The organism is Aeromonas sp. PS2Canimalfood6 (assembly GCF_048276795.1).
Classification (GTDB): Bacteria; Pseudomonadota; Gammaproteobacteria; order Enterobacterales; family Aeromonadaceae; genus Aeromonas; species Aeromonas caviae.
On record NZ_JBLUXC010000061.1, the window covers coordinates 1 to 20,058 of the forward strand.

Genomic DNA, 20,058 nt, shown 5'->3' on the forward strand with positions numbered 1-20,058 from the left:
AACCAACTGGCGATGTTATTCACGCTGGCCAACCTGTTTCGGGCGGACCAAATGATACGTCAGTGGGAGAGATCTCACTAAAAACTGGGAATAACGCCTTAAATGGCGAAGAAACGGTCTAAATAGGCTGATTCAAGGCATTTACGGGAGAAAAGATCGGCTCAAACTGAAAAAATGAAATGACTGAGTCAGCCGAGAAGAATTTCCCCGCTTATTCGCACCTTCCTTAGCACAAGGGTCGAGGTGCTATATATCCAAAGAACTCGATGAAGAAATAGCAGCGACAAGGGGGCAAACGCCCCCTTGTTTATTTATGATCGGTATGAGCAATCGACCTCAGTCGATCAACCCCCGCTGCCTTAGTGCAGTCAGCAACTCCTCCACCAGCGCTTCTACCGGCTTGCCGGCGTTGAGCAGATGGATCTCCGGTTGCTCGGGGGCCTCATAGGCGGAGTCGATACCGGTAAAGTTGCGAATTTCCCCTGCCCGCGCTTTTTTGTAGAGCCCCTTGGGATCGCGCTCTTCACAAACAGCGAGCGGCGCATCGACAAAGACTTCGACAAACTCCCCTTCCCCCACGAGATTGCGCACCAGATCCCGTTCGGCACGAAATGGCGAGATAAAGGCGGTGAGCACGATAAGGCCCGCATCCACCATGAGTTTTGCCACCTCGCCGACCCGGCGGATATTCTCCTGGCGGGCGGCGTCATCGAAGCCCAGATCGCCACAGAGGCCGTGGCGCACATTGTCCCCATCCAGCAGATAGGTGTGCTTGCCCGAGGCGGCCAGCGCCTGCTCCAGTGCCCCCGCCAGGGTGGACTTGCCCGCCCCGGAGAGCCCGGTGAACCAGATCACCAGGGGCTTTTGCCCCTTCTGTTCGGCCCGGCTCTGTTTGTCGACGGCATGGGCATGCCACACGATATTGCTCATCCAACACTCCTTGATTGGCGCTCACGCCTCAAAACTTAAACTGTCCGGCACCACGGGGAGCCGCCTCGGACTATCAGCCGACAACGTGCTGATGCCATGGCATTGCTCATCCAACACTCCTTGATTGGCACTCACGCCTCAATACTGACACTGTCCGCTACCGCGGGAAGCCGCCTCGCACCATGAGGCGGCAAGGTGCTGATGCCCTGATATTGCGCATGCAACTCCCCCTGATTGGCGCTCACGCCCGGATGCCAGTGCCCTGGCACTCCCCTGCATCATAAGCAGCCTTGATAAAAGCCGCGTTAACATAAGCAGCCCTTAACACATTCCCCGGTATCAGACATTAAAACGGAAACAGCAGGGGCACCATGACGATCACCCCGATGCTGTAGGCCAGGGAGACCGGCAGGGCCAGCTTGAGATAATCCGGCATCTTGTAGTTGCCCGCCGCATAGACCATCAGGTTGGTCTGATAGCCGTAGGGCAGGATAAAGCTGGAACTCGCCCCGAACAGCACCGCCAGAATGAACGGCATGGTGGAGACGTCCATGCTGAGCGCCAGCTGGAATCCCATGGGGAAGGCCAGGGCCGCCGCCGCGTTGTTGCTCATCAACTCCGTCAGCACCAGGGTAAACAGATAGATCCCCACGAAGGCGATAAAGGGACTGGCCCCGTTGAACTCCCCCATCAGCCAGTCGGCGATGAGCTTGGCCAGGCCGCTCTTCTCCAGCTGATCGGCGATGGCGAGCGCCCCGCCCACCACCAGCCAGATATCCAGGGGAAAGCGGCGGCGGATCTCGTCCAGGGTCAGGATGCGTGAAAACAGCAGCACCACCAGCATCACCAGCAGCCCCTTGAAGAGCGGCACCAGATCGAGCACCGACAGGGTCAGCACCCCGAGGAACCCCGCCACCACGGCGGCGCTGCGTGTGGCATCGAGCCGGGTGGAGGCCTCCAGCCCGCTCACCACCACGAACTCGCGGGAGAGGGACTTGTTGCCCGCAAACTTGGGGCCTGGGGCCAGCAGCAGGGTATCCCCTGCGTGCAGTTCAATCTGGCCGAGGCCGCCGGTGAGCTGGGTCTCGCCCCGGCGCACCGCCAGCACCACCGCATCGAAGTGGGTACGAAACTCCGCATCCTTGATGGTCTGACCCACCAGGCGCGAGCTGTGGCTGACGATCACCTCCACCAGGTGCTGGCCGTTGAGGCGATGCTGGCCGTAGAGATCCAGCCCTTTGAGCTCCTGCAACACGCCGACGCTCTCCACGTCGCCACAAAACAGCAGCATGTCCCCCTCGTGCAGCTCGTGTTCCGGCTGCACCGGGCAAATCACCTGGTTGCCCCGGATGATCTCGGCAAGATAGAGGCTTTTCAGGCTACGCAGGCCGTTCTCCTTGACGCTGCGCCCGGCCATGGGCGAGCCAGGGCCCACCTTGGCCTCGAGAAAATAGCCGGATTCCCGGCTCATCTCGGTGTCCTGCTCCGGCAGGTGGCGGGCAAACAGCAGCACGGCGATGAGGCCGGTCAGCAGGGTCCCCGCCCCCACCATGAAGAAGTCGAACATGCCGAGCGGCTTGGCCCCCATCTTGATGAGGAAGCTGTTGACGATGAGGTTGGTGGAGGTGCCGATCAGGGTCAGCACACCGCCAAAGGTCGCCGCGAAGCACATGGGCAACAGCAGCCGGGAGGGCGCATGGTTGGGGTTGCGCTTGACCGCTCCCAGCATGGACGCCACCACGGCGGTGTTGTTGACGAAGGCCGACAGGAAGGCGGTGGAAAACCACACCTTCACCAGCACCTTGTTGAAGGAGCCGGTGCCCACCAGGTTGGCAAACCAGCTCATGACCCGGGTCTTCTCCACCGCGAGCGACACCAGCAGCAGCAACACCAGGGTCAGCAGGGCGCTGTTGGTGTAGCCCGCCACCACGGCGTTGATGTCCGCCAGGCCGCTCAGGTAGGTGATGAGCACGGCGCCCGAGAAGAGCAGCGCCGGCCGGAGTTTGCCCTGGATCAGCAGGGCGACGAGGGCAGCCAGCAGACCCAGCACCAGGGATTGTTGCCAGGTCATGGGCTTACTCCTTGCCGGAATCGTTGCTGATGGTCAGCGCCTGCCAGTGGGGGAAGTGCTTGCGCACCAGGGCGTTGAGCTCCACTTCGAACTCGCTGTATTGCCCTGCCATCACCTTGGCCGCCAGCCCTTCCACTATCATGCCGGCACCGACGGTGACGTTGGTCAGCCGGTCGATGAGGATGAAGCTGCCGGTGTCGCGGATCTCCTTGTAGGGGTCGAACGCCACCGGGTCGGTCAGGCTGAATTCGCACAGGCCGATCTCGTTGAGCTTGAGCTCGGAGGCGGGCAGCTCGTCGAGCTTGTTGATCTCGATGCGGTGGCGGATGGCCTCCACCTGGCCACGACTCTTCTTGGTGGCCAGCTTGACGTCATAGACCCGGCCCGGTTGCAGGGACTCTTCCCCCATCCAGACGATGTGAGCCAGCAGGTTCTGGGTCACCTGGGGCTTTTTCGCCGCATCCACCAGCAGGTCGCCCCGGCTGATGTCGATTTCATCGGCAAAGGTGACCGTGATGGCCTGACCCGGCAGGGCGTACTCCAGATCCCCGTCGAAGGTGACGATGCGGGTCACCGTGCTCTCTTTGCCGGACGGCAGCACGGCAAGCTTGTCGCCCACCCGCAGGATGCCGGAGGCGAGCGTCCCCGCGAAGCCGCGAAAATCGAGGTTGGGGCGGTTCACGTACTGCACCGGCAGGCGCACCGGGTGACGCTCCAGCTCGCGCTCCACTTCGGCAGACTCCAGCAAGGAGAGCAGGGTCTCGCCCTGGTACCAGGCCAGCTTGTCGCTCGGGTTCACCACGTTGTCACCGTCCAGGGCCGAGACCGGCACGATGTGGATGGTGTCGACGCTGAGCTTCTTGGCGAATTCGCGGTACTCCAAGCTGATGCGCTCGAACACCTCCTGGCTGAACTCCACCAGGTCCATCTTGTTCACTGCCACCACGAACTGCTTGATGCCGAGCAGGCTCGCGATAAAGCTGTGACGGCGGGTCTGATCCAGCACCCCCTTGCGGGCGTCGATCAGGATGATGGCCAGATCGCAGGTGGAGGCGCCGGTGGCCATGTTGCGGGTGTACTGCTCATGGCCCGGGGTGTCCGAGATGATGAATTTGCGCTTGGCGGTGGAGAAATAGCGGTAGGCCACGTCGATGGTGATGCCCTGCTCGCGCTCCGCCTGCAGGCCGTCCACCAGCAGGGCCAGGTCCAGCTTCTCGCCGGTGGTGCCGAGCTTCTGGCTGTCGGACTCCAGCGCTTTGAGCTGATCTTCATAGATCTGCTGGGAGTCGTGCAGCAGGCGGCCGATGAGGGTGCTCTTGCCGTCGTCCACGCTGCCGCAGGTGAGAAAACGCAGCAGGCTCTTGTGCTGCTGAGCGTGCAGGTAGGCTTCAATGCCCTGCTCGCTGATGGCGGTCTGAATGTGGTTGTTCATGTTGCGATTCCTTAGAACATTTTTTAGAAATAGCCCTGACGCTTCTTCTGCTCCATGGAGCCTGCCTGATCGTGGTCGATGAGCCGCCCTTGCCGCTCGCTCGAGGTGGTGATCAGCATCTCTTCGATGATCTCCGGCAGGGTGGTGGCATTGGATTCGATGGCCCCGGTCAGCGGGTAGCAGCCGAGGGTACGGAAGCGCACCAGCTCCTGCTTCACTTCGTCTTCCGGGCCGATGGGCATGCGATCGTCATCCACCATGATCTTGATGCCGCCGCGATCCACCACGGGGCGCATGGCCGCGAAGTAGAGCGGGACTATGTCGATGTTCTCGAGATAGATGTATTGCCAGATGTCCAGCTCGGTCCAGTTGGAGAGCGGGAAGACACGGATGCTCTCCCCCTTGTTGACCTGGCTGTTGTAGACGCGCCACAGCTCCGGGCGCTGGTTCTTCGGATCCCAGCGGTGGGACTTGTCACGGAAGGAGTAGACGCGCTCCTTGGCGCGGGATTTCTCCTCGTCGCGGCGGGCACCACCGAAGGCGGCGTCGAAGCCGTATTTGTTGAGCGCCTGCTTGAGCCCCTCGGTCTTCATGATGTCGGTGTGCTTGCTGCTGCCGTGCACGAAGGGGTTGATGTCCATGGCCAGACCGTCCGGGTTCTTGTGGACGATGAGATCCAGCCCGTACTTCTTGGCGGTCTCGTCCCGGAACTTGATCATCTCCTTGAACTTCCAGTTGGTGTCCACGTGGAGCATGGGGAAGGGGATCTTGCCCGGGTAGAAGGCCTTGCGGGCCAGGTGCAGCATGACGGAGGAGTCCTTGCCGATGGAGTACATCATCACCGGGTTTTCAAATTCGGCGGCCACCTCGCGGATGATATGGATGCTCTCGGCTTCCAGTTGCTGCAGGTGAGTCAGTCGCTCGCGGGTGACACCTGCACGGATGCTCTGTGCATCGGATGGCTGCAGTTGGGTCAGTCTTTCACGGTCCATGTCTGGGTCCTCGGTTCATTGCTATCGCACCTGCTCGGGGCGCGGTGTTGGTTCAGTTCGGTGCCGCCTTGGCCGCACCGTCAAATCGATTCGGGTCTCGCCTCTCAGGCCAGGCTCACCAGCTTGAGTTCGTGGCCGCTTTCTGCCTCCTGCCCTTGCCCCTGTTCGCCAAACCAGGCGAGTTGCTGGCGCAGGGCCACCACTTCACCGATGACGATAAGCGACGGGCTCACCGCCTGCTGGGCCAGCTCGGCCAGATCCGCCAAGGTGCCGGTCAGCACCCGCTGGCGGGCCGTGGTGCCCCGCTCGATGATGGCGATGGGGGTGGCGGCGCGTCGGCCATGGCTTACCAGTTGCTGCTGGATATGCTCGGAGCGCATCAGCCCCATGTAGATGACCAGGGTCTGGTTGGTGGCTGCAAGCTGCTGCCAGTCGGGCTCCTTGCCCTCCTTCTGGCAGTGGCCGGTGATGAAGACGGCGCTCTGGGCATGGTCGCGGTGGGTGAGCGGAATGCCCGCATAGGCGGTGGCACCGGCGGCGGCGGTGATGCCGGGCACCACGGAGAAGGGAATGCCCTCCTCGGCCAGCACTTCCAGCTCCTCGCCGCCACGACCGAACATGAAGGGATCGCCCCCCTTGAGGCGCACCACCCGGTTACCCGCTTTGGCGTATTCCACCAGCAGGCGATTGGTCTCTTCCTGGGGCACGCTGTGGGCACCCGCCTTCTTGCCGACCGACACCAGGGTGGCGTCGCGGCGCACCAGGTCCAGGATCTCGGGGGAGACCAGCTGGTCATAGAGCACCACTTCGGCCTGCTGGATCTGTTGCAGCGCCTTGAGGGTCAGCAGGCCAGGATCCCCCGGGCCCGCCCCTACCAGCACCACTTCTCCCACTTCGGTACGGGCTTTGTCCAGTCCCTCGTTCAGCCACTGCTCGGCACCCTGCCAATCGGCTTTCTCAATCAGACCGGCCAGGGTGTTGGAGGCAAAGGCGCGCTCCCAGAAGCGGCGGCGATCGGAGAGGGAGGCCAGCACCTGCTTGGCCCGGCGGCGCACCCGGCCGGAGAGCTCCGCCAGACCGCCAAGATGGCGGGGCAGCAGGCTCTCGAGCCGCTCGCGCAACAGGCGCACCAGCACGGGGGCCTTGCCGCCGCTGGAGACAGCCACCACGATGGGGCTGCGATCGATGATGGAGGGAAAGATAAAGCTGGAGCGCTCGGGGTCATCCACCAGGTTGACGAACAGACCGCGCTCGGTGGCGCTCTGGTAGACCAGGGCGTTGACCTCGAGATCGTCGGTCGCGGCCACCACCAGGATCTGCCCTGCCAGGTGGGCCGGGTCGAAACGCGCCGCCACATGGGTGAAGCGACCGGCAAATTCATGGAACTCGGGCTCGAGCATGGGAGAGACCAGGGTGATCCGGGCACCTGCCGCCAGCAGCAGGCGCGCCTTGCGCAGGGCAACCTCGCCCCCGCCCACCAGCAGTACCGGGCGGCCTTCCAACCTGGCAAACATAGGTAAATAATCCATCAGGGCCCGCTCCTCGGCATCGCGACATCTGGGGCGACTATAGGCAGGAGCGCTTATCCCTCAAAATAATAAAAAATGCTCTTTAATGCGTTTTGGTAATTAGTAAAGCCGTGTGGCGGCAATAGAGAAGCGAATCTGCTTGTGGTGGATGGCACCAGACCCTAGGCTAGTGAAAGTGTTTCATAAGGAGCTTAATCATGAATGAGTCATTGATTGTATTGGGGATCTTCATATTCCTGGTACTCGCCACCCTGAGTGCCGGCATCAAGATAGTGCCCCAGGGTTACAACTGGACCGTGGAGCGCTTCGGCCGCTACACCCGCACCCTCTCCCCGGGCCTCAACCTGCTGATCCCCTACATCGACCGCATCGGCCACAAGATCATCATGATGGAGCAGGTGCTGGACATTCCGGCCCAGGAGGTGATCTCCCGGGACAACGCCAACGTCACCATCGATGCCATCAGCTTCGTGCAGGTGGTGGATGCCCGCAAGGCGGGCTATGAGGTCAACGATCTCACCAGCGCCATCCGCAATCTCACCATGACCAACATGCGGACCGTGCTCGGCGCCATGGAGCTGGACGAGATGCTCTCCCAGCGCGACACCATCAACGAGAAGCTGCTGCGCACCATGGATGCGGCCACCGCCCCCTGGGGCATCAAGGTGACCCGGATCGAGATCAAGGATGTGCGCCCGCCGCTCGCCCTGGTGGAAGCCATGAACGCCCAGATGAAGGCCGAGCGCCAGAAGCGGGCCGAGGTGCTGGAGGCCGAAGGGGTGCGCCAGTCCAAGATCTTGAAGGCCGAGGGGGAGAAGCAGTCCCAGATCCTGAAAGCCGAAGGTGAGCGTCAGGCCGCCTTCCTCGCCGCCGAAGCGCGGGAGCGGGCCGCCGAGGCGGAAGCCAAGGCGACCCACATGGTCTCCCAGGCGATTGCCGAGGGCGACATGCAGGCCATCAACTACTTCGTAGCCCAGAAATACACCGAGGCCCTGGCCCGCATCGGTGAAGGCCCCAACAGCAAGATCATCATGATGCCCCTGGAAGCGGGCAGCCTGATAGGCTCGGTGGCGGGCATGGCCGAGCTGTTCAACAAAGACGGCAAGGCGGGCAAATCATGACAGCCCTGTTCGAGGGGCTGACCCACTGGCACTGGCTGGGACTCGGCTTCGTGCTGCTGGCCATCGAGGTGATGGGGTCGGTGGGCTTTCTGCTCTGGACCGGCATCGCCGCCCTGGAGGTGGGACTCTTGCTGCTGGTCTGGCCCTTCGGCTGGCAGGCGCAGTTGCTGCTCTTCGCCCTGCAATCCCTGCTCACCACCTGGGCCTGGTGGCGCTGGCAGCATCGCCGGGATCGCTCCGGGCTGGATGCCGCCGCTCCCATCAACGAGCGGATGCAAAGCTACATGGGCCGCGAGCTGACCCTGCTGGACGAGGTCAGCCAGGGGATGAGCCGGGTGCATCTGGACGACACCGTCTGGACGGTGCGCTGCAACGCGCCGCTGCCGGCCGGCAGCCGGGTCAAGGTGGTGGGGGCCGACTCCCACATCCTGCTGGTGGAACCCCTCGGCTGACCGGGCAACGCCCCGCCATGGCCATAAAAAAACGGGCCCGGCGCGAGTGCGCCGGGCCCGTTTTTCAATGAGGTGCTGGCTTAGTTGGCCTTGGCATCGCTCACAGCAGCTTCAGCCTTGGTGGCCACGTCAGCGGCAGCCTTCTCGACAGTAGCGGAAGCTTCGGAAGCAGCCTTCTCGACGGTAGCAGACGCTTCGCTAGCGGCTTTCTCGACAGTGGCAGCAACGTCTGCGGCCGGGGTCGCAGCCGGAGCGGCAGCTTCTTCTTTCTGACCACAGGCGGTCAACATCAGACCCAGGATACCGGCTACCAGTACTTTGTTCATGTGCATACCCTCAAAAAAAGATGGAGAGATGGTGCAGGGACCATCACTGTACGCCCCGGCTCCTGTCGGCACACCGGCCGCTGGAGCCCGAAGGCGCGCGAAATATATCCCCATATGCGGCCGATGAAAACGCGTATCACAATGATATTTTCTCGTTGGCATGATAAGAAACACTGCTGCAACGACAAATATTAATATAAAACACCCATTCATCACCAGATTCGCACAACAAATCGCCAATTACCTGGCAATTGCCAGTCAGCCATTGTCTTTCTGTCAGGCTCTCCGCGCTGCCGGATAACGCCGTCAGTCAGACAGCTTCTGACAAGGCAGGCGCCGCCCCTGCTGGTCGCTCTCCCGGGCCAGGTCCAGCAAGGCCATCACCGCCAGAGCCTCGTCGGCCGGCACCGGGTTCTCCCCTTCTCCCCGGATGGCGGCGCAGACGCCGCGATAGTAGGCGCCGTAGTCCCCCGCCTCGCCGGCCACGGTCTGCTGCACGAGCTGACCGTCCCGGATCTGGCTGAGCTGGCCGGGGGCGGGATCCACGCCCCAGTCCGCCGCCGGAGGCCGCTTGCCCTCCTTGAGCTGCTCCTCCTGCACGTCCATGCCGAACTTGATGAAGGAGCCCTGACTGCCGTGCACCACGAAGCGGGGCATCACGGCCGACACCAGACAACTGCCGTGCAGAATGACCCGCATCTCGCCGTAACCCAGCACCACATGGAAGTAGTCGTCCGCCAGGGCCCCGGGGCGCTGCTTGCCCAGATCCGCCTGCAACCAGTCCGGCTGGCCGAACAGCTGGAGCGACTGATCCAGGATATGGGGGCCGAGATCGAACCAGAGACCGGAGCCCGGGCCGCCCGCCTCGCGCCAGCGCTGGCGCACCTCGGGGCGATAACGGTCGAAGTGGGATTCGAACTGGGCGACTTGCCCCAACGCCCCCTCCGCCAGCAGACGGCGCACAGTGAGGAAGTCCCCGTCCCAGCGCCGGTTGTGGAAGATGCTGAGCAGCCGTTGCTGCTTCTCCGCCAACTCGACCAGCGCCTTCGCTTCGGCCAGATCCAGGGCGAACGGCTTGTCGATCACCACGTGCTTGCCCGCCAGCAGGGCCTCGCGAGCGATGGGGGCGTGGGTGTCGTTGGGGGTGGCGATCACCACCAGATCGAGGCTGTCATCGGCCAGCACCTGCTCCAGGGTGCCGACCCGGGTGCCGGGCAACGCGGCCTGTACCTTGGCGGCATCCCGGCTCACCACCCAGCGCAGGGTCAGGCCCGGGGTCGTGGCCAGGAAGGGGGCGTGAAAGGTCTGTCCTGCGAAGCCGTATCCCACCAGGGCGGCGTTGATTGTGTGGCTCATCCGGTTTTCTCCACGGGTCTGTGATCATGCGAGGCAGGCGAGGTCACCTGAAAAAGAGAAGGGGGCTCAAGGCCCCCTGAGTGTGCTCATCAGAGCACAGGATTTATTGCAAACACAAGCGCCGGCCCTGGCGGGTCATCAGCATCACCAGCGGGGGCAGCAGCAGCCACATGTGCAGGGCCAGCTGGCTCAGGGGATCCGGCATCAGCCAACCGGTGATCCCCACCAGGGCGCCGGAGCCGCTCATCTGGAACAGGCCGAGCAGGGCGGCCGCAGTGCCGGCGCAGTGGCCGAAGGGGGCCAGCGCCATGCCCGCGGCGGCGCCCAGGATCATCGCAAAGCCGATGCTGGAGAGGAACACCGGGCCCATCATGGCCAGCGGGTGCGGGATGTGCATGGCCAGGGTCAGGGTGATGGCGGAGAGCAGCAGCACCAGCAGGCCGATGCGCAGGGTCCGTCTTGGCCCTACCCGGGCGATGAAGCGCGGGGCCAGGAAGCAGGCCAGGATGTTGAGTGCCGCATTGGCGGTGAACCAGTGGCTGAAGCCACTCATGTCCAGCCCCAGGGTCACCATCAGTTGTACCGGTGCCGCCGTCACGTAGGCGAGGATCACCGCCATCGCCAGCATGCACAGCGCCGCGTTGAACAGGAAGCTCGGGGAGCGCAGCACCGGGCTGTAGCGGGACCAGCTGATGAGCGGGCCAGCACTGCTGGTCTCCTCAGGGCGGGTTTCCGGCATCCGCCACAGCAGCCAGCTGCCGACCACGACGGCGTAACCCGCCATGAACCAGAAGTTCGCCGACCAGCCCGCCTTGGCGGTGAGCCAGCCACCCAGCAGGGGCGCCAGTGCGGGGATAAAGCAGATCGCACCGTTCAGATAGGAGATCATCTGACCGCTCTTCTTGGGGCCATAGCTGTCACGGACCACCGAGAAGGCGGCCACCGAGGTGGCGCAGGCCCCGAAGCCTTGCAGCACTCGCGCCAGCATCAGCTCGCCCAGGCTGGCAGCAAAGCCGGCTGCCAGGGCGCTCAGGCCGTAGAGCAGCACGCCCCCCAGGGCAATGGGTTTGCGCCCGTAGCGATCGGCGAGCGGCCCCACCAGCAGTTGCCCCAGCCCCATGCTGAACAGGAACCAGGTGATGGTGCCCTGCATCAGGGTCACTTCGGCCCCCAGCTGCTCGGCCATCTGGGGGATGGCAGGCAAATAGATGTCGATGGCCAGCGGGCTGAACAACACCAGGAGTACAAGCAAAAGAATCAATGGCATCAGTCACCTCAAGCCCTAGGAATATCGATTGGGCCGCGAGTCTACTGACTCAGAGTAATGAATTGAAATGGTATTTAATCACTTCGGTTATTCTCTGCTGGAAACATGTATCTCTTCTACCTCTCAGGGGGTGGAACCAGGATCCCCCGTTGGCACCGGATCCCGGGCAATTGGCGCTTTTACTAAACCCCTCCCCCGCATAGAATGCGCAGATTATTTTTGCGGAGGTGTGTGATGAACAAGCTTGTCCTGGCAACAGGGAACCAGAAAAAGGTGAAGGAATTGGCCGCCATGCTGGCCGATATGAAGATCCAGGTGATCCCGCAGAGCGAGTTTGCAGTCTCCGATGCCGACGAGACCGGCACCACCTTCGTCGAGAATGCCATCATCAAGGCCCGCCACGCCGCCCGCGTCACCGGCCTGCCCGCCGTGGCCGACGACTCCGGTCTGGAAGTGGATCTGCTGCACGGCCGCCCCGGCGTCTACTCCGCCCGTTTTGCCGGTGCCGGTGCCAGCGACAAGGAGAACATCGACAAGCTGCTGGCCGAGCTCAAGGGCGCGCCGGATTACCTGAAAAGCGCCCGCTTCTGGTGCGTGCTGGTCTACATGCGCCACGCCGACGATCCCACCCCCATTATCTGCCAGGCGAGCTGGGAGGGGATGATCATCGACGAACCCCGCGGCCAGCACGGCTTCGGCTATGACCCCGTGTTCTTCGTCCCCGACCACGACTGCACCTCGGCCCAGATGCCGGCGGAGCTCAAGAACCAGCTCAGCCATCGCGGCCAGGCCCTGGCCAAGCTCAAAGCGGCCCTGGCGGCGGTCAACTAAAGCGCTGTCTCCCGCCGCGTTGTCATCTACAATGGGGGCCGTCGGCCCCCGTTTCATTCGCGGCGCCCCGCCCGTTGTCACCGGCAACCAGGGCCACCCGACCCCTTTTGATTGTTGAATACTGGAAATCCCATGCTGCAACTGCCGCCCCTCTCCCTCTATATCCACGTGCCCTGGTGCGTCCAGAAGTGCCCCTACTGCGACTTCAACTCCCACGCCCAGAAGGGAGAGCTGCCCCACCTCGAGTACGTTGCCGCCCTGCTGGAGGATCTGGAGCAAGACCTGCACTGGGCCCAGGGGCGCCCCCTCTCTTCCATCTTTATCGGTGGCGGCACGCCGAGCCTGCTCTCCGTCGACGCCATGCAGGCGCTGCTGGACGGGGTGCGCGCACGCATCGCCCTCGCCCCGGACTGCGAGATCACCATGGAGGCCAACCCGGGCACGGTGGAGGCGGACAAGTTCGCCGGCTTCCAGCGGGCCGGTATCAACCGCATCTCCATCGGGGTACAGAGCTTCCAGCAGGAGAAATTGACCCGGCTCGGCCGCATCCACGGCCCCGAGGAGTCTCGCAAGGCCGCCGAACTGGCCCACGCCATCGCGCTTCCCACCTTCAACCTGGATCTGATGCACGGCCTGCCGGATCAGAGCCTGGACGATGCGCTCTACGACCTGCAGCAGGCCATCGACTGCGCGCCGCCGCACCTCTCCTGGTATCAGCTCACCATAGAGCCGAACACGGCGTTCGCCTCCAAGCCTCCCACGTTGCCGGAAGATGACACCCTGTGGGACATCTACGAGCAGGGCCACGCCATGCTGACCGCCCGGGGCTATCAGCAGTACGAGATCTCGGCCTATGCCAAAGAGGGGTATCAGTGCCGCCACAACCTCAACTACTGGCGCTTTGGCGACTATCTGGGGATCGGCTGCGGCGCCCACGGCAAGGTGACGGATCTTGCCAACCAGCAGATCCTGCGCACCGCCAAGGTGAAGCATCCGAAAGGTTATCTGGATCCGAGCCGCCCCTATCTGGACAGCCAATGGCAGGTGAGCGCGGACGATCTGCCGCTCGAGTACTTCATGAACCGGTTCAGATTGTTTGAACCCGCCCCCAAGGCGGAGTTCGAGGCCTTCACGGGGCTACCGCTGGAGCGGGTAGAGACCATGCTCGCCATCGCCCGGACCAAGGAGCTTATCGAGGATCTCGGCGACAGCTGGCAGCTCACGTCCCTCGGGCATCGCTACCTCAACGTGCTGCTCGAACTCTTTATGGACGAGTGAGCACGGGTTCACTCTCTTGCGTCAAGACCGCAAGTCAGCACCAGCGAATAGAAAAACAATCAGGGCGCCATTGGCGCCCTGATTGTGTTAGCTGATGCCTTGCGGCAGGAACCCGCTCAGCAGCAGACGCTTGCCATCTGCTGTTGGCCGGGCTCCCACCGCTTGCCGTGTTTGGCCTTGCGCTGATAGCTGCCCTTGCCTTTCTTGCTCGGTTCGACCCGGGCCTGGAACAGGGGGGAGGTCACCAGTGCCTTGAGGTGGTTGTCCTGAATGATGCCGCGCTGATGTTCGCAGGCGGGTTCGGCGGTGACACAGGTCACCTTCTTCTTGGCCATATGGGCTCCTTGATGGGGTTGTCGTGTTTGCCTATCGTCCCTGCCTGGAAGGGCAGATGGCGAAAAACGCGCCGATTGTGCGCCTCTTGCCTCCCCCGTGCAAGCTGTCAGGCGGGGTGATAGATAACCCGCACCAGGCCGCTTGGCAGCACAGCGCTCGACACCGGTCTCAACCCTGCGGGGAGAGGCCCGGTAAAGAGCGGGATCCCGCCCCCCAGGGTGACCGGTACCCAGAACAGGGTCAGCTCGTCCACCAGGGCACCCTGCAGACCCTGCCTCACCAGCTCCCCGCCATCCAGATAGAGGTGACGGCTTCCCCCCTGCCACAACTCGTCCAGCACCTGCGCCAGCGCCCCCTGCCTGAACGCGACCCGAGGACGGGGGTCGGCGGGCCTGTGGGTCAGTACCACCAGCGGCTTGTCCCCGTAGGGCCACTCGGGAAAGGCGCTCACGATATCGTAGGTGTTGCGCCCCATCAGCAGGGTGTCCGCGCTCACCATCAGGGCGCTGTAGCCGGTCTCCTCCGGCCCGTCGCCACCATAGGGGGCCAGCCATGCCAGATCGCCCCCCTCCCCGGCGATGAAACCGTCGAGGGAGAGGGCGAGAAAGGCGGAGACCCGGGGCCGACGCAGCTCAGTGCTCATGGTCGTGATGCTCGTGGCGGGAAGGGGCGCCGGACTCCAGGGTCTCGAGGATGGCGCAGTGCTCCGCCGAGCGCGGGCCGCCGCAGCAGATGTCGGAGAGGGCCTTCAGGTTCTCGCGAAAACGGGTCAGCTCCAGGAGCTTCTGCTCCACCTGTTCGAGCTTGGTGTCGGCCACCGCCTTCACCTCCTGGCAGGTGACCTTGGCCTTGTTGGTGTCCAGGGTGAGCAGCTCGCCGATGTCCGCGAGGGAAAAGCCCACCGACTTGGCGCGGATGATGAACTCCAGCCGCCGCTTGTCCTGCTCCCCGTAGAGGCGATAGCCGGATTCGTTGCGAATGCCCGGCGAGATGAGGCCGTTCTTCTCGTAAAAGCGCAGGGTGTCGGCCTTCACCCCGCACGCCTTGGCCAGTTCACCGATCCGATACATGGTCCTCTCCCCCCGCATGACATTCCCGACATGGTACTCAATATAAACCGGCCTCCACTATCACCTCTTTGCCCGGCGATTGCCAGTCAAAGGCAGGAAAGCAGCAGCTAACCCCTCACTTGCCGGCCATTTATCCCCAAAACACTGAAAAGACAAACGTTTCACAAAAATTCACCAGAAAACGTTTAACGCCGCATCCCACAAGGGTTTGTCTCTTTAAAAAATCCACCACAGGTCACATTTTTTGTGTAGAATACGCGCCCACAAGAGAGCGTCGCGTCAAGCGGGCATTTCCTAAAACGCTTTTGCCAACGGCCGCCCCGGGCGAGAGTGGTTTGCGAAATCCCCCACTTCCATTTATTTGGGGACTCTCTGTGTGTTGAGCCTCGCCTCCCATGGAACGGTCCCCGTTATGCTGAGGACGATAGTGTGATGGAACAAGCTCGACCCATTCGCCGTGCACTGCTGAGTGTGTCTGACAAGACTGGCATCCTGGAATTTGCCAAGGCACTCGATGCGCGTGGTGTGGCCCTGCTCTCCACCGGTGGTACCGCCAAGCTGCTGGCCGATGCGGGCCTGCCGGTGACCGAGGTGTCCGACTACACCGGATTCCCCGAGATGATGGACGGCCGGGTCAAGACCCTGCATCCCAAGGTACACGGCGGCATTCTCGGCCGTCGCGACCGGGATGACGCCATCATGGCCGAGCACGCTATCTCCCCCATCGACATGGTCGTCGTCAACCTCTATCCCTTCGCCGCCACCGTGGCCAAAGCCGGTTGCACCCTGGAAGACGCCGTCGAGAACATCGACATCGGCGGCCCGACCATGGTCCGCTCCGCTGCCAAGAACCACAAGGACGTCACCATCGTCGTCAAGGCCTCCGACTATGACCGCGTCATCGCCGAGATGGATGGCAACGGCAACAGCCTGACCCTCTCCACCCGCTTCGATCTGGCCATCGCCGCCTTCGAGCACACCGCCGCCTACGACGGCATGATCGCCAACTACTTCGGCACCCAGGTGCCCTCCTACGGCGAAAACAAGGAAGGCGACGAAGAGTCCCGCTTCCCCCGCACCTTCAACAGCCAGTTCATCAAGAAGCAGGACATGCGCTACGGCGAGAACAGCCACCAGGCTGCCGCCTTCTACGCCGAAGAGCAGGCCGCGCCGGGCTCGGTGGCAAGCGCCATCCAGCTGCAGGGCAAGGCCCTCTCCTACAACAACATTGCCGACACCGACGCGGCGCTGGAGTGCGTGAAGGAGTTCAGCGAACCGGCCTGCGTCATCGTCAAGCATGCCAACCCCTGCGGCGTCGCCATCGGTGACGACCTGCTGGCAGCCTACGATCGCGCCTACCAGACCGACCCCACCTCGGCCTTTGGCGGCATCATCGCCTTCAACCGCGAACTGGACGGCGAGACCGCCGCGGCCATCGTCGCCCGCCAGTTCGTGGAAGTGATCATCGCCCCCAGCATCAGCCAGGCAGCCCGCGAGGCGGTCGCCGCCAAGCAGAACGTGCGCCTGCTGGAGTGCGGCCAGTGGACTGCCCCGGCGCAAGGCTTTGACTTCAAGCGCGTCAACGGCGGCCTGCTGGTGCAGGAGCGCGATCTGGGCATGGTGACGCTCGGGGATCTGACCGTGGTCAGCCAGCGTCAACCCACCGAGGCCGAGCTGCAGGATCTGCTGTTCTGCTGGAAGGTCGCCAAGTTCGTCAAATCCAACGCCATCGTCTACGCCAAGAACGGCCAGACCATCGGCGTGGGCGCCGGCCAGATGAGCCGCGTCTACTCTGCCAAGATCGCCGGCATCAAGGCCGAGGATGAAGGGCTGACCGTGGCGGGCTCCGTCATGGCCTCCGACGCCTTCTTCCCGTTCCGCGACGGCATCGATGCCGCCGCTGCCGCGGGCATCTCCTGCGTCATCCAGCCAGGTGGCTCGATGCGCGACCAGGAGGTGATCGATGCCGCCAACGAACACGGCATGTGCATGGTGTTCACCAACATGCGTCATTTCCGTCACTGACAGCCCAGGGCCGCCGATGGCGGCCCTGCCTCTTTAGCACCGGATCCTTTCCACTGGCAGGTTGCCACCGCAGCGCCAGTGAACTCAGACAGAAGCGAGCGAGACGATGAAAGTACTGATCATTGGCAACGGCGGCCGTGAACACGCCCTGGCCTGGAAGGCCAAACACTCCCCCCTGGTGACCCAGGTCTTCGTGGCACCGGGCAATGCGGGCACCCAGCTTGAGCCGGGCATCGAGAACGTCGCCATCCAGGCCACCGACATCGAGGGCCTGCTGGCCTTCGCCAAGGCGAACCAGATCGGCCTCACCATCGTCGGGCCGGAAGCCCCCCTGGTGAAAGGGGTGGTCGATGCCTTCCGCGCCGCCGATCAGACCATCTTCGGCCCGACCGCCGCCGCCGCCCAGCTGGAAGGCTCCAAGGCCTTCACCAAGGACTTCCTGGCCCGCCACGCCATCCCCACCGCCGATTACCAGAACTTCACCGAGGTGGAGCCAGCGCTGGCCTATCTGCGCGAGAAGGGCGCTCCCATCGTCATCAAGGCCGACGGTCTGGCCGCCGGCAAAGGGGTGATCGTCGCCATGACCCTCGACGAGGCGGAAGCTGCGGTGCGTGACATGCTCTCCGGCAATGCCTTCGGCGATGCTGGCGCCCGGGTGGTGATCGAAGAGTTCCTGGACGGGGAAGAGGCGAGCTTCATCGTCATGGTGGACGGCGAGCACGTGCTGCCCATGGCCACCAGCCAGGATCACAAGCGCGCCTTCGACGGTGACACCGGTCCCAACACCGGCGGCATGGGGGCTTACTCCCCGGCCCCCGTGGTGACCGACGAAGTGCACCAGCGCGTGATGGAACAGGTGATCATGCCGACCGTGCGCGGCATGGCGGCCGAGGGCAACGTCTACACCGGCTTCCTCTACGCCGGCCTGATGATCGATGCCGAGGGCAACCCCAAGGTGATCGAGTTCAACTGCCGCTTCGGCGACCCCGAAACCCAGCCCATCATGCTGCGGATGCAGTCCGATCTGGTGGATCTCTGTCTCGCCGCCTGCGCCGGCCAGCTGGATCAGAAGGAAGCCGTCTATGACCCCCGTGCCGCCATCGGCGTGGTGCTGGCAGCGGGTGGCTATCCCGGCGACTACACCAGCAACCACCCCATCAGCGGCCTGCCGGTGGACGAAGTGGCAGGGGAGAAGGTGTTCCATGCAGGCACCCGCCTGGAAGGACACACCAGCCTGACCCAGGGTGGCCGCGTGCTGTGCGCCACCGCCCTCGGCCACACGGTGCAGGAAGCCCAGCAGCGGGCCTATGCCCTGGCTGGCCGCATCCAGTGGGACGGCATCTTCTATCGCAAGGACATCGGCTGGCGTGCCATCGAGCGCGAGCAGGCCGAATAAGGGCCGGATCCCGATCACTCAAAGGGCCTGCGGGCCCTTTTTTTGTTGCACGGCGTCTGTACGGGCAGTGTAATCGTCCGTGGGTGGCGGCTTTCAAAAACAAAAACACCAGAAAAAACTCACTTGACTTTAAAAAACCGATATATGATAAAAAATGGCAGCATGATTCACTGCCTGAGGGACCCTTTCCGGACCAGATGCGCGCCCTTGTATCCCAGCCGGAGGCGAGATCCGGTGGCCATTCTCTTTCGGCTACATTCCCACAGCAATCCCCTGCACAATTCGTCACAATTGGTCGCACTTTCTTCATACAATGATCGCCCTTTCATGGCATCATGATGTGTGAAACCGCACTCAAATGAGTGCTATAACAACCTGCAATCTCGTCGTCTCATAAGGAAATCCCATGCTGAAAACTGTGCGTCCCCTGCTGCTGCCCCTGATGTTCGGCCTGATGGCCCTGCCTGCCATGGCCGGCGATCTGGAGCAGCCGATGAAGAAGATCGGCTTCAACTACAAGCAGGCCGTCAAGGCCGACGACGCGGCCACCATGGAGAAATACATCAAGGAGATGAAGGCCCAGCTGGACGTCGCCAAGGGCAAGAACATGCCCGCCGCCAAGAAGGAGAAGTTCCTGGAAGGCATGACCGAAGTGCAGACCGAGCTGGATGCCAGCCTGGCAGCCCTCCAGGCCGGTGACGAAGCCAAGGCGCGCGAGCACCTGGCCAAGGTCAACGACCTGAAGAAGGAGTACCACAACTATGCCAAGCAAAAAGGCTGATCCCTTCCACTGGGATGCTCTGGTGCGCCTCACCCACTGGGGTGTGGCGGCCATCTGTATCGGCAACCTCTGGCTCAACGAGGCGGGCGAGGAGTGGCACGAGCGGATGGGATACGCCGTCATGGTGCTCATCGGCATACGCCTGCTGTGGGGGCTCACCTTCGCTCGCGGCCACGCCCGCCTGCGCGCCCTCATCCCGAGCCGGGAGGATTTTCGCCATCAGGCCGACGCCCTGCGCGAACGGACCCCGCCCACCCCGGGCCATCACGGCAGCGGCAAGCTGGCGGTCTGGGCACTCTGGCTGCTGGTTCTCGCCACCGCAGGGACCGGCTGGTTCCAGAACACCGAGACCGGCTTCGATCTGGGGGCGGACGACTGGCACGAGTGGTGCACCTGGGCACTCCAGGGCATGATCGCCCTGCACCTGTGCGCCATCGCCTACACCTCCTGGCGCCAGCGCAGCAACCTGGTCACCCGCATGCTGCCAGGGCGTCGTGCCCGGGCCAGTACCGGGCAGCAGGAACCCAACGTCTGAACGTTCACGGGGCCCTGCGGGGCCCCTGTTCATCCCCTTCGCTACCCGCTTGACGGGAGCTCGCACCGATCTGCTCCCCTCTGCATCCTCCTGCTGCCACCGAATGGCATGAAAGCATTTTCATTCACATTTCTTAATTAATTCAGCTTGTTCGATTTTCAACTACGTCGATTTCATGAATGCTACGGAGCTGAACGAGGTTGTTTGTTGGTATCTATTCACCAGGACGGGGTTGACGGCATCAGTTCTGCCGGGATGGGATAATCTGTCTTCTCGATGCACGCCCTGACCACGGCCCTCAACCACTCCTGTGGGCAGCGGCCCAATCGC

At 63.1% G+C, this 20,058-nt stretch carries 19 protein-coding genes; 8 read left to right on the forward strand and 11 right to left on the reverse strand.

All coding sequences use genetic code 11. From position 1 onward, the window contains the following. Nucleotides 1–336: 336 nt before the first annotated feature. From cysC to cysG, 5 genes are all read right to left on the reverse strand, one after another. Nucleotides 337–930 (reverse strand): adenylyl-sulfate kinase, encoded by a 594-nt coding sequence (gene cysC / locus ACNPAA_RS18080; RefSeq protein WP_201872793.1) that lies wholly within the window; start codon nucleotides 928–930, stop codon nucleotides 337–339. 346 nt (nucleotides 931–1,276) lie between these two features. Further along, entirely contained in the window at nucleotides 1,277–3,001 is a 1,725-nt protein-coding gene (locus tag ACNPAA_RS18085; protein WP_042007068.1) for an SLC13 family permease, read from the reverse strand. Nucleotides 3,002–3,005: 4 nt separating this feature from the next. Continuing rightward, a complete protein-coding gene (gene cysN / locus ACNPAA_RS18090; RefSeq protein WP_417891936.1) occupies nucleotides 3,006–4,433 on the reverse strand; it encodes a sulfate adenylyltransferase subunit CysN in 1,428 nt (475 codons plus the stop codon). A 23-nt stretch (nucleotides 4,434–4,456) separates the two neighbouring features. Next, nucleotides 4,457–5,425 carry a sulfate adenylyltransferase subunit CysD gene (gene cysD, locus ACNPAA_RS18095; RefSeq protein WP_052815215.1) on the reverse strand — a complete coding sequence of 323 codons (969 nt, stop codon included), beginning with the start codon at nucleotides 5,423–5,425 and terminating at the stop codon, nucleotides 4,457–4,459. Between the two features lie 104 nt (nucleotides 5,426–5,529). Continuing rightward, the gene (gene cysG, locus ACNPAA_RS18100; protein ID WP_319896298.1) at nucleotides 5,530–6,954 is read right to left on the reverse strand and encodes a siroheme synthase CysG; all 1,425 of its coding nucleotides are present in this window, start codon (nucleotides 6,952–6,954) and stop codon (nucleotides 5,530–5,532) included. Between the two features lie 197 nt (nucleotides 6,955–7,151). Here cysG and ACNPAA_RS18105 point away from each other — a divergent pair, with 197 nt between their 5' ends. Together ACNPAA_RS18105 and ACNPAA_RS18110 are read left to right on the forward strand one after the other, a co-directional pair. Further along, complete coding sequence (locus ACNPAA_RS18105) at nucleotides 7,152–8,075, forward strand: SPFH domain-containing protein (protein WP_029314806.1); 924 nt, start codon at nucleotides 7,152–7,154, stop codon at nucleotides 8,073–8,075. Next, nucleotides 8,072–8,527: an NfeD family protein gene (locus tag ACNPAA_RS18110; protein ID WP_010675601.1), complete on the forward strand. Its 456-nt coding sequence runs from the start codon at nucleotides 8,072–8,074 to the stop codon at nucleotides 8,525–8,527. Before ACNPAA_RS18105 ends, ACNPAA_RS18110 begins: the two co-directional genes overlap by 4 nt. Before the next feature lie 80 nt (nucleotides 8,528–8,607). Here ACNPAA_RS18110 and ACNPAA_RS18115 read toward each other — a convergent pair whose 3' ends face one another. The 3 genes from ACNPAA_RS18115 to ACNPAA_RS18125 all read right to left on the reverse strand — a co-directional run bounded on the left by ACNPAA_RS18115 (nucleotide 8,608) and on the right by ACNPAA_RS18125 (nucleotide 11,476). Continuing rightward, nucleotides 8,608–8,853: a hypothetical protein gene (locus ACNPAA_RS18115; RefSeq protein ID WP_010675602.1), complete on the reverse strand. Its 246-nt coding sequence runs from the start codon at nucleotides 8,851–8,853 to the stop codon at nucleotides 8,608–8,610. Between the two features lie 306 nt (nucleotides 8,854–9,159). After that, on the reverse strand, nucleotides 9,160–10,209 hold the full coding sequence (locus ACNPAA_RS18120; RefSeq protein ID WP_041213888.1) for an oxidoreductase: 1,050 nt from the start codon (nucleotides 10,207–10,209) through the stop codon (nucleotides 9,160–9,162). Between the two features lie 103 nt (nucleotides 10,210–10,312). After that, the gene (locus tag ACNPAA_RS18125; protein WP_039040832.1) at nucleotides 10,313–11,476 is read right to left on the reverse strand and encodes a multidrug effflux MFS transporter; all 1,164 of its coding nucleotides are present in this window, start codon (nucleotides 11,474–11,476) and stop codon (nucleotides 10,313–10,315) included. A gap of 234 nt (nucleotides 11,477–11,710) precedes the next feature. On the opposite strand from ACNPAA_RS18125, the gene rdgB reads away from it, so the two are divergent. Together rdgB and hemW are read left to right on the forward strand one after the other, a co-directional pair. After that, nucleotides 11,711–12,307, forward strand: a complete 597-nt coding sequence (gene rdgB, locus ACNPAA_RS18130; RefSeq protein WP_010675605.1) for an RdgB/HAM1 family non-canonical purine NTP pyrophosphatase — start codon at nucleotides 11,711–11,713, stop codon at nucleotides 12,305–12,307. Nucleotides 12,308–12,439: 132 nt separating this feature from the next. Next, the gene (gene hemW / locus ACNPAA_RS18135) at nucleotides 12,440–13,585 is read left to right on the forward strand and encodes a radical SAM family heme chaperone HemW (protein ID WP_408763104.1); all 1,146 of its coding nucleotides are present in this window, start codon (nucleotides 12,440–12,442) and stop codon (nucleotides 13,583–13,585) included. Between the two features lie 116 nt (nucleotides 13,586–13,701). Here the strand turns inward: hemW and ACNPAA_RS18140 are convergent, their stop codons facing one another. The 3 genes from ACNPAA_RS18140 to zntR all read right to left on the reverse strand — a co-directional run bounded on the left by ACNPAA_RS18140 (nucleotide 13,702) and on the right by zntR (nucleotide 14,991). Continuing rightward, entirely contained in the window at nucleotides 13,702–13,920 is a 219-nt protein-coding gene (locus tag ACNPAA_RS18140) for an alternative ribosome-rescue factor A (RefSeq protein ID WP_010675607.1), read from the reverse strand. A gap of 107 nt (nucleotides 13,921–14,027) precedes the next feature. Beyond that, a complete protein-coding gene (locus tag ACNPAA_RS18145; RefSeq protein WP_319903323.1) occupies nucleotides 14,028–14,564 on the reverse strand; it encodes a dihydrofolate reductase family protein in 537 nt (178 codons plus the stop codon). Next, nucleotides 14,554–14,991 carry a Zn(2+)-responsive transcriptional regulator gene (gene zntR, locus ACNPAA_RS18150; protein WP_049636097.1) on the reverse strand — a complete coding sequence of 146 codons (438 nt, stop codon included), beginning with the start codon at nucleotides 14,989–14,991 and terminating at the stop codon, nucleotides 14,554–14,556. Before zntR ends, ACNPAA_RS18145 begins: the two co-directional genes overlap by 11 nt. A gap of 432 nt (nucleotides 14,992–15,423) precedes the next feature. Here zntR and purH point away from each other — a divergent pair, with 432 nt between their 5' ends. From purH to ACNPAA_RS18170, 4 genes are all read left to right on the forward strand, one after another. Then, nucleotides 15,424–17,016 carry a bifunctional phosphoribosylaminoimidazolecarboxamide formyltransferase/IMP cyclohydrolase gene (purH, locus tag ACNPAA_RS18155; RefSeq protein WP_417891937.1) on the forward strand — a complete coding sequence of 531 codons (1,593 nt, stop codon included), beginning with the start codon at nucleotides 15,424–15,426 and terminating at the stop codon, nucleotides 17,014–17,016. 106 nt (nucleotides 17,017–17,122) lie between these two features. Continuing rightward, nucleotides 17,123–18,412 carry a phosphoribosylamine--glycine ligase gene (purD, locus tag ACNPAA_RS18160; protein WP_161470265.1) on the forward strand — a complete coding sequence of 430 codons (1,290 nt, stop codon included), beginning with the start codon at nucleotides 17,123–17,125 and terminating at the stop codon, nucleotides 18,410–18,412. Between the two features lie 406 nt (nucleotides 18,413–18,818). Then, on the forward strand, nucleotides 18,819–19,193 hold the full coding sequence (locus tag ACNPAA_RS18165) for a cytochrome b562 (RefSeq protein WP_010675612.1): 375 nt from the start codon (nucleotides 18,819–18,821) through the stop codon (nucleotides 19,191–19,193). Next, nucleotides 19,174–19,728 (forward strand): cytochrome b/b6 domain-containing protein, encoded by a 555-nt coding sequence (locus ACNPAA_RS18170; protein WP_223955773.1) that lies wholly within the window; start codon nucleotides 19,174–19,176, stop codon nucleotides 19,726–19,728. The genes ACNPAA_RS18165 and ACNPAA_RS18170 overlap by 20 nt, the downstream gene beginning before the upstream one ends. Nucleotides 19,729–20,058 lie beyond the last annotated feature (330 nt).

Bases quoted from the DNA above. Each gene is read 5' to 3' on its own strand.
- cysC (WP_201872793.1), bottom strand. From the start codon at position 930: ATGAGCAATATCGTGTGGCATGCCCATGCCGTCGACAAACAGAGCCGG.
- ACNPAA_RS18085 (WP_042007068.1), bottom strand. From the start codon at position 3,001: ATGACCTGGCAACAATCCCTGGTGCTGGGTCTGCTGGCTGCCCTCGTC.
- cysN (WP_417891936.1), bottom strand. From the start codon at position 4,433: ATGAACAACCACATTCAGACCGCCATCAGCGAGCAGGGCATTGAAGCC.
- cysD (WP_052815215.1), bottom strand. From the start codon at position 5,425: ATGGACCGTGAAAGACTGACCCAACTGCAGCCATCCGATGCACAGAGC.
- cysG (WP_319896298.1), bottom strand. From the start codon at position 6,954: ATGGATTATTTACCTATGTTTGCCAGGTTGGAAGGCCGCCCGGTACTG.
- ACNPAA_RS18105 (WP_029314806.1), top strand. From the start codon at position 7,152: ATGAATGAGTCATTGATTGTATTGGGGATCTTCATATTCCTGGTACTC.
- ACNPAA_RS18110 (WP_010675601.1), top strand. From the start codon at position 8,072: ATGACAGCCCTGTTCGAGGGGCTGACCCACTGGCACTGGCTGGGACTC.
- ACNPAA_RS18115 (WP_010675602.1), bottom strand. From the start codon at position 8,853: ATGAACAAAGTACTGGTAGCCGGTATCCTGGGTCTGATGTTGACCGCC.
- ACNPAA_RS18120 (WP_041213888.1), bottom strand. From the start codon at position 10,209: ATGAGCCACACAATCAACGCCGCCCTGGTGGGATACGGCTTCGCAGGA.
- ACNPAA_RS18125 (WP_039040832.1), bottom strand. From the start codon at position 11,476: ATGCCATTGATTCTTTTGCTTGTACTCCTGGTGTTGTTCAGCCCGCTG.
- rdgB (WP_010675605.1), top strand. From the start codon at position 11,711: ATGAACAAGCTTGTCCTGGCAACAGGGAACCAGAAAAAGGTGAAGGAA.
- hemW (WP_408763104.1), top strand. From the start codon at position 12,440: ATGCTGCAACTGCCGCCCCTCTCCCTCTATATCCACGTGCCCTGGTGC.
- ACNPAA_RS18140 (WP_010675607.1), bottom strand. From the start codon at position 13,920: ATGGCCAAGAAGAAGGTGACCTGTGTCACCGCCGAACCCGCCTGCGAA.
- ACNPAA_RS18145 (WP_319903323.1), bottom strand. From the start codon at position 14,564: ATGAGCACTGAGCTGCGTCGGCCCCGGGTCTCCGCCTTTCTCGCCCTC.
- zntR (WP_049636097.1), bottom strand. From the start codon at position 14,991: ATGTATCGGATCGGTGAACTGGCCAAGGCGTGCGGGGTGAAGGCCGAC.
- purH (WP_417891937.1), top strand. From the start codon at position 15,424: ATGGAACAAGCTCGACCCATTCGCCGTGCACTGCTGAGTGTGTCTGAC.
- purD (WP_161470265.1), top strand. From the start codon at position 17,123: ATGAAAGTACTGATCATTGGCAACGGCGGCCGTGAACACGCCCTGGCC.
- ACNPAA_RS18165 (WP_010675612.1), top strand. From the start codon at position 18,819: ATGCTGAAAACTGTGCGTCCCCTGCTGCTGCCCCTGATGTTCGGCCTG.
- ACNPAA_RS18170 (WP_223955773.1), top strand. From the start codon at position 19,174: ATGCCAAGCAAAAAGGCTGATCCCTTCCACTGGGATGCTCTGGTGCGC.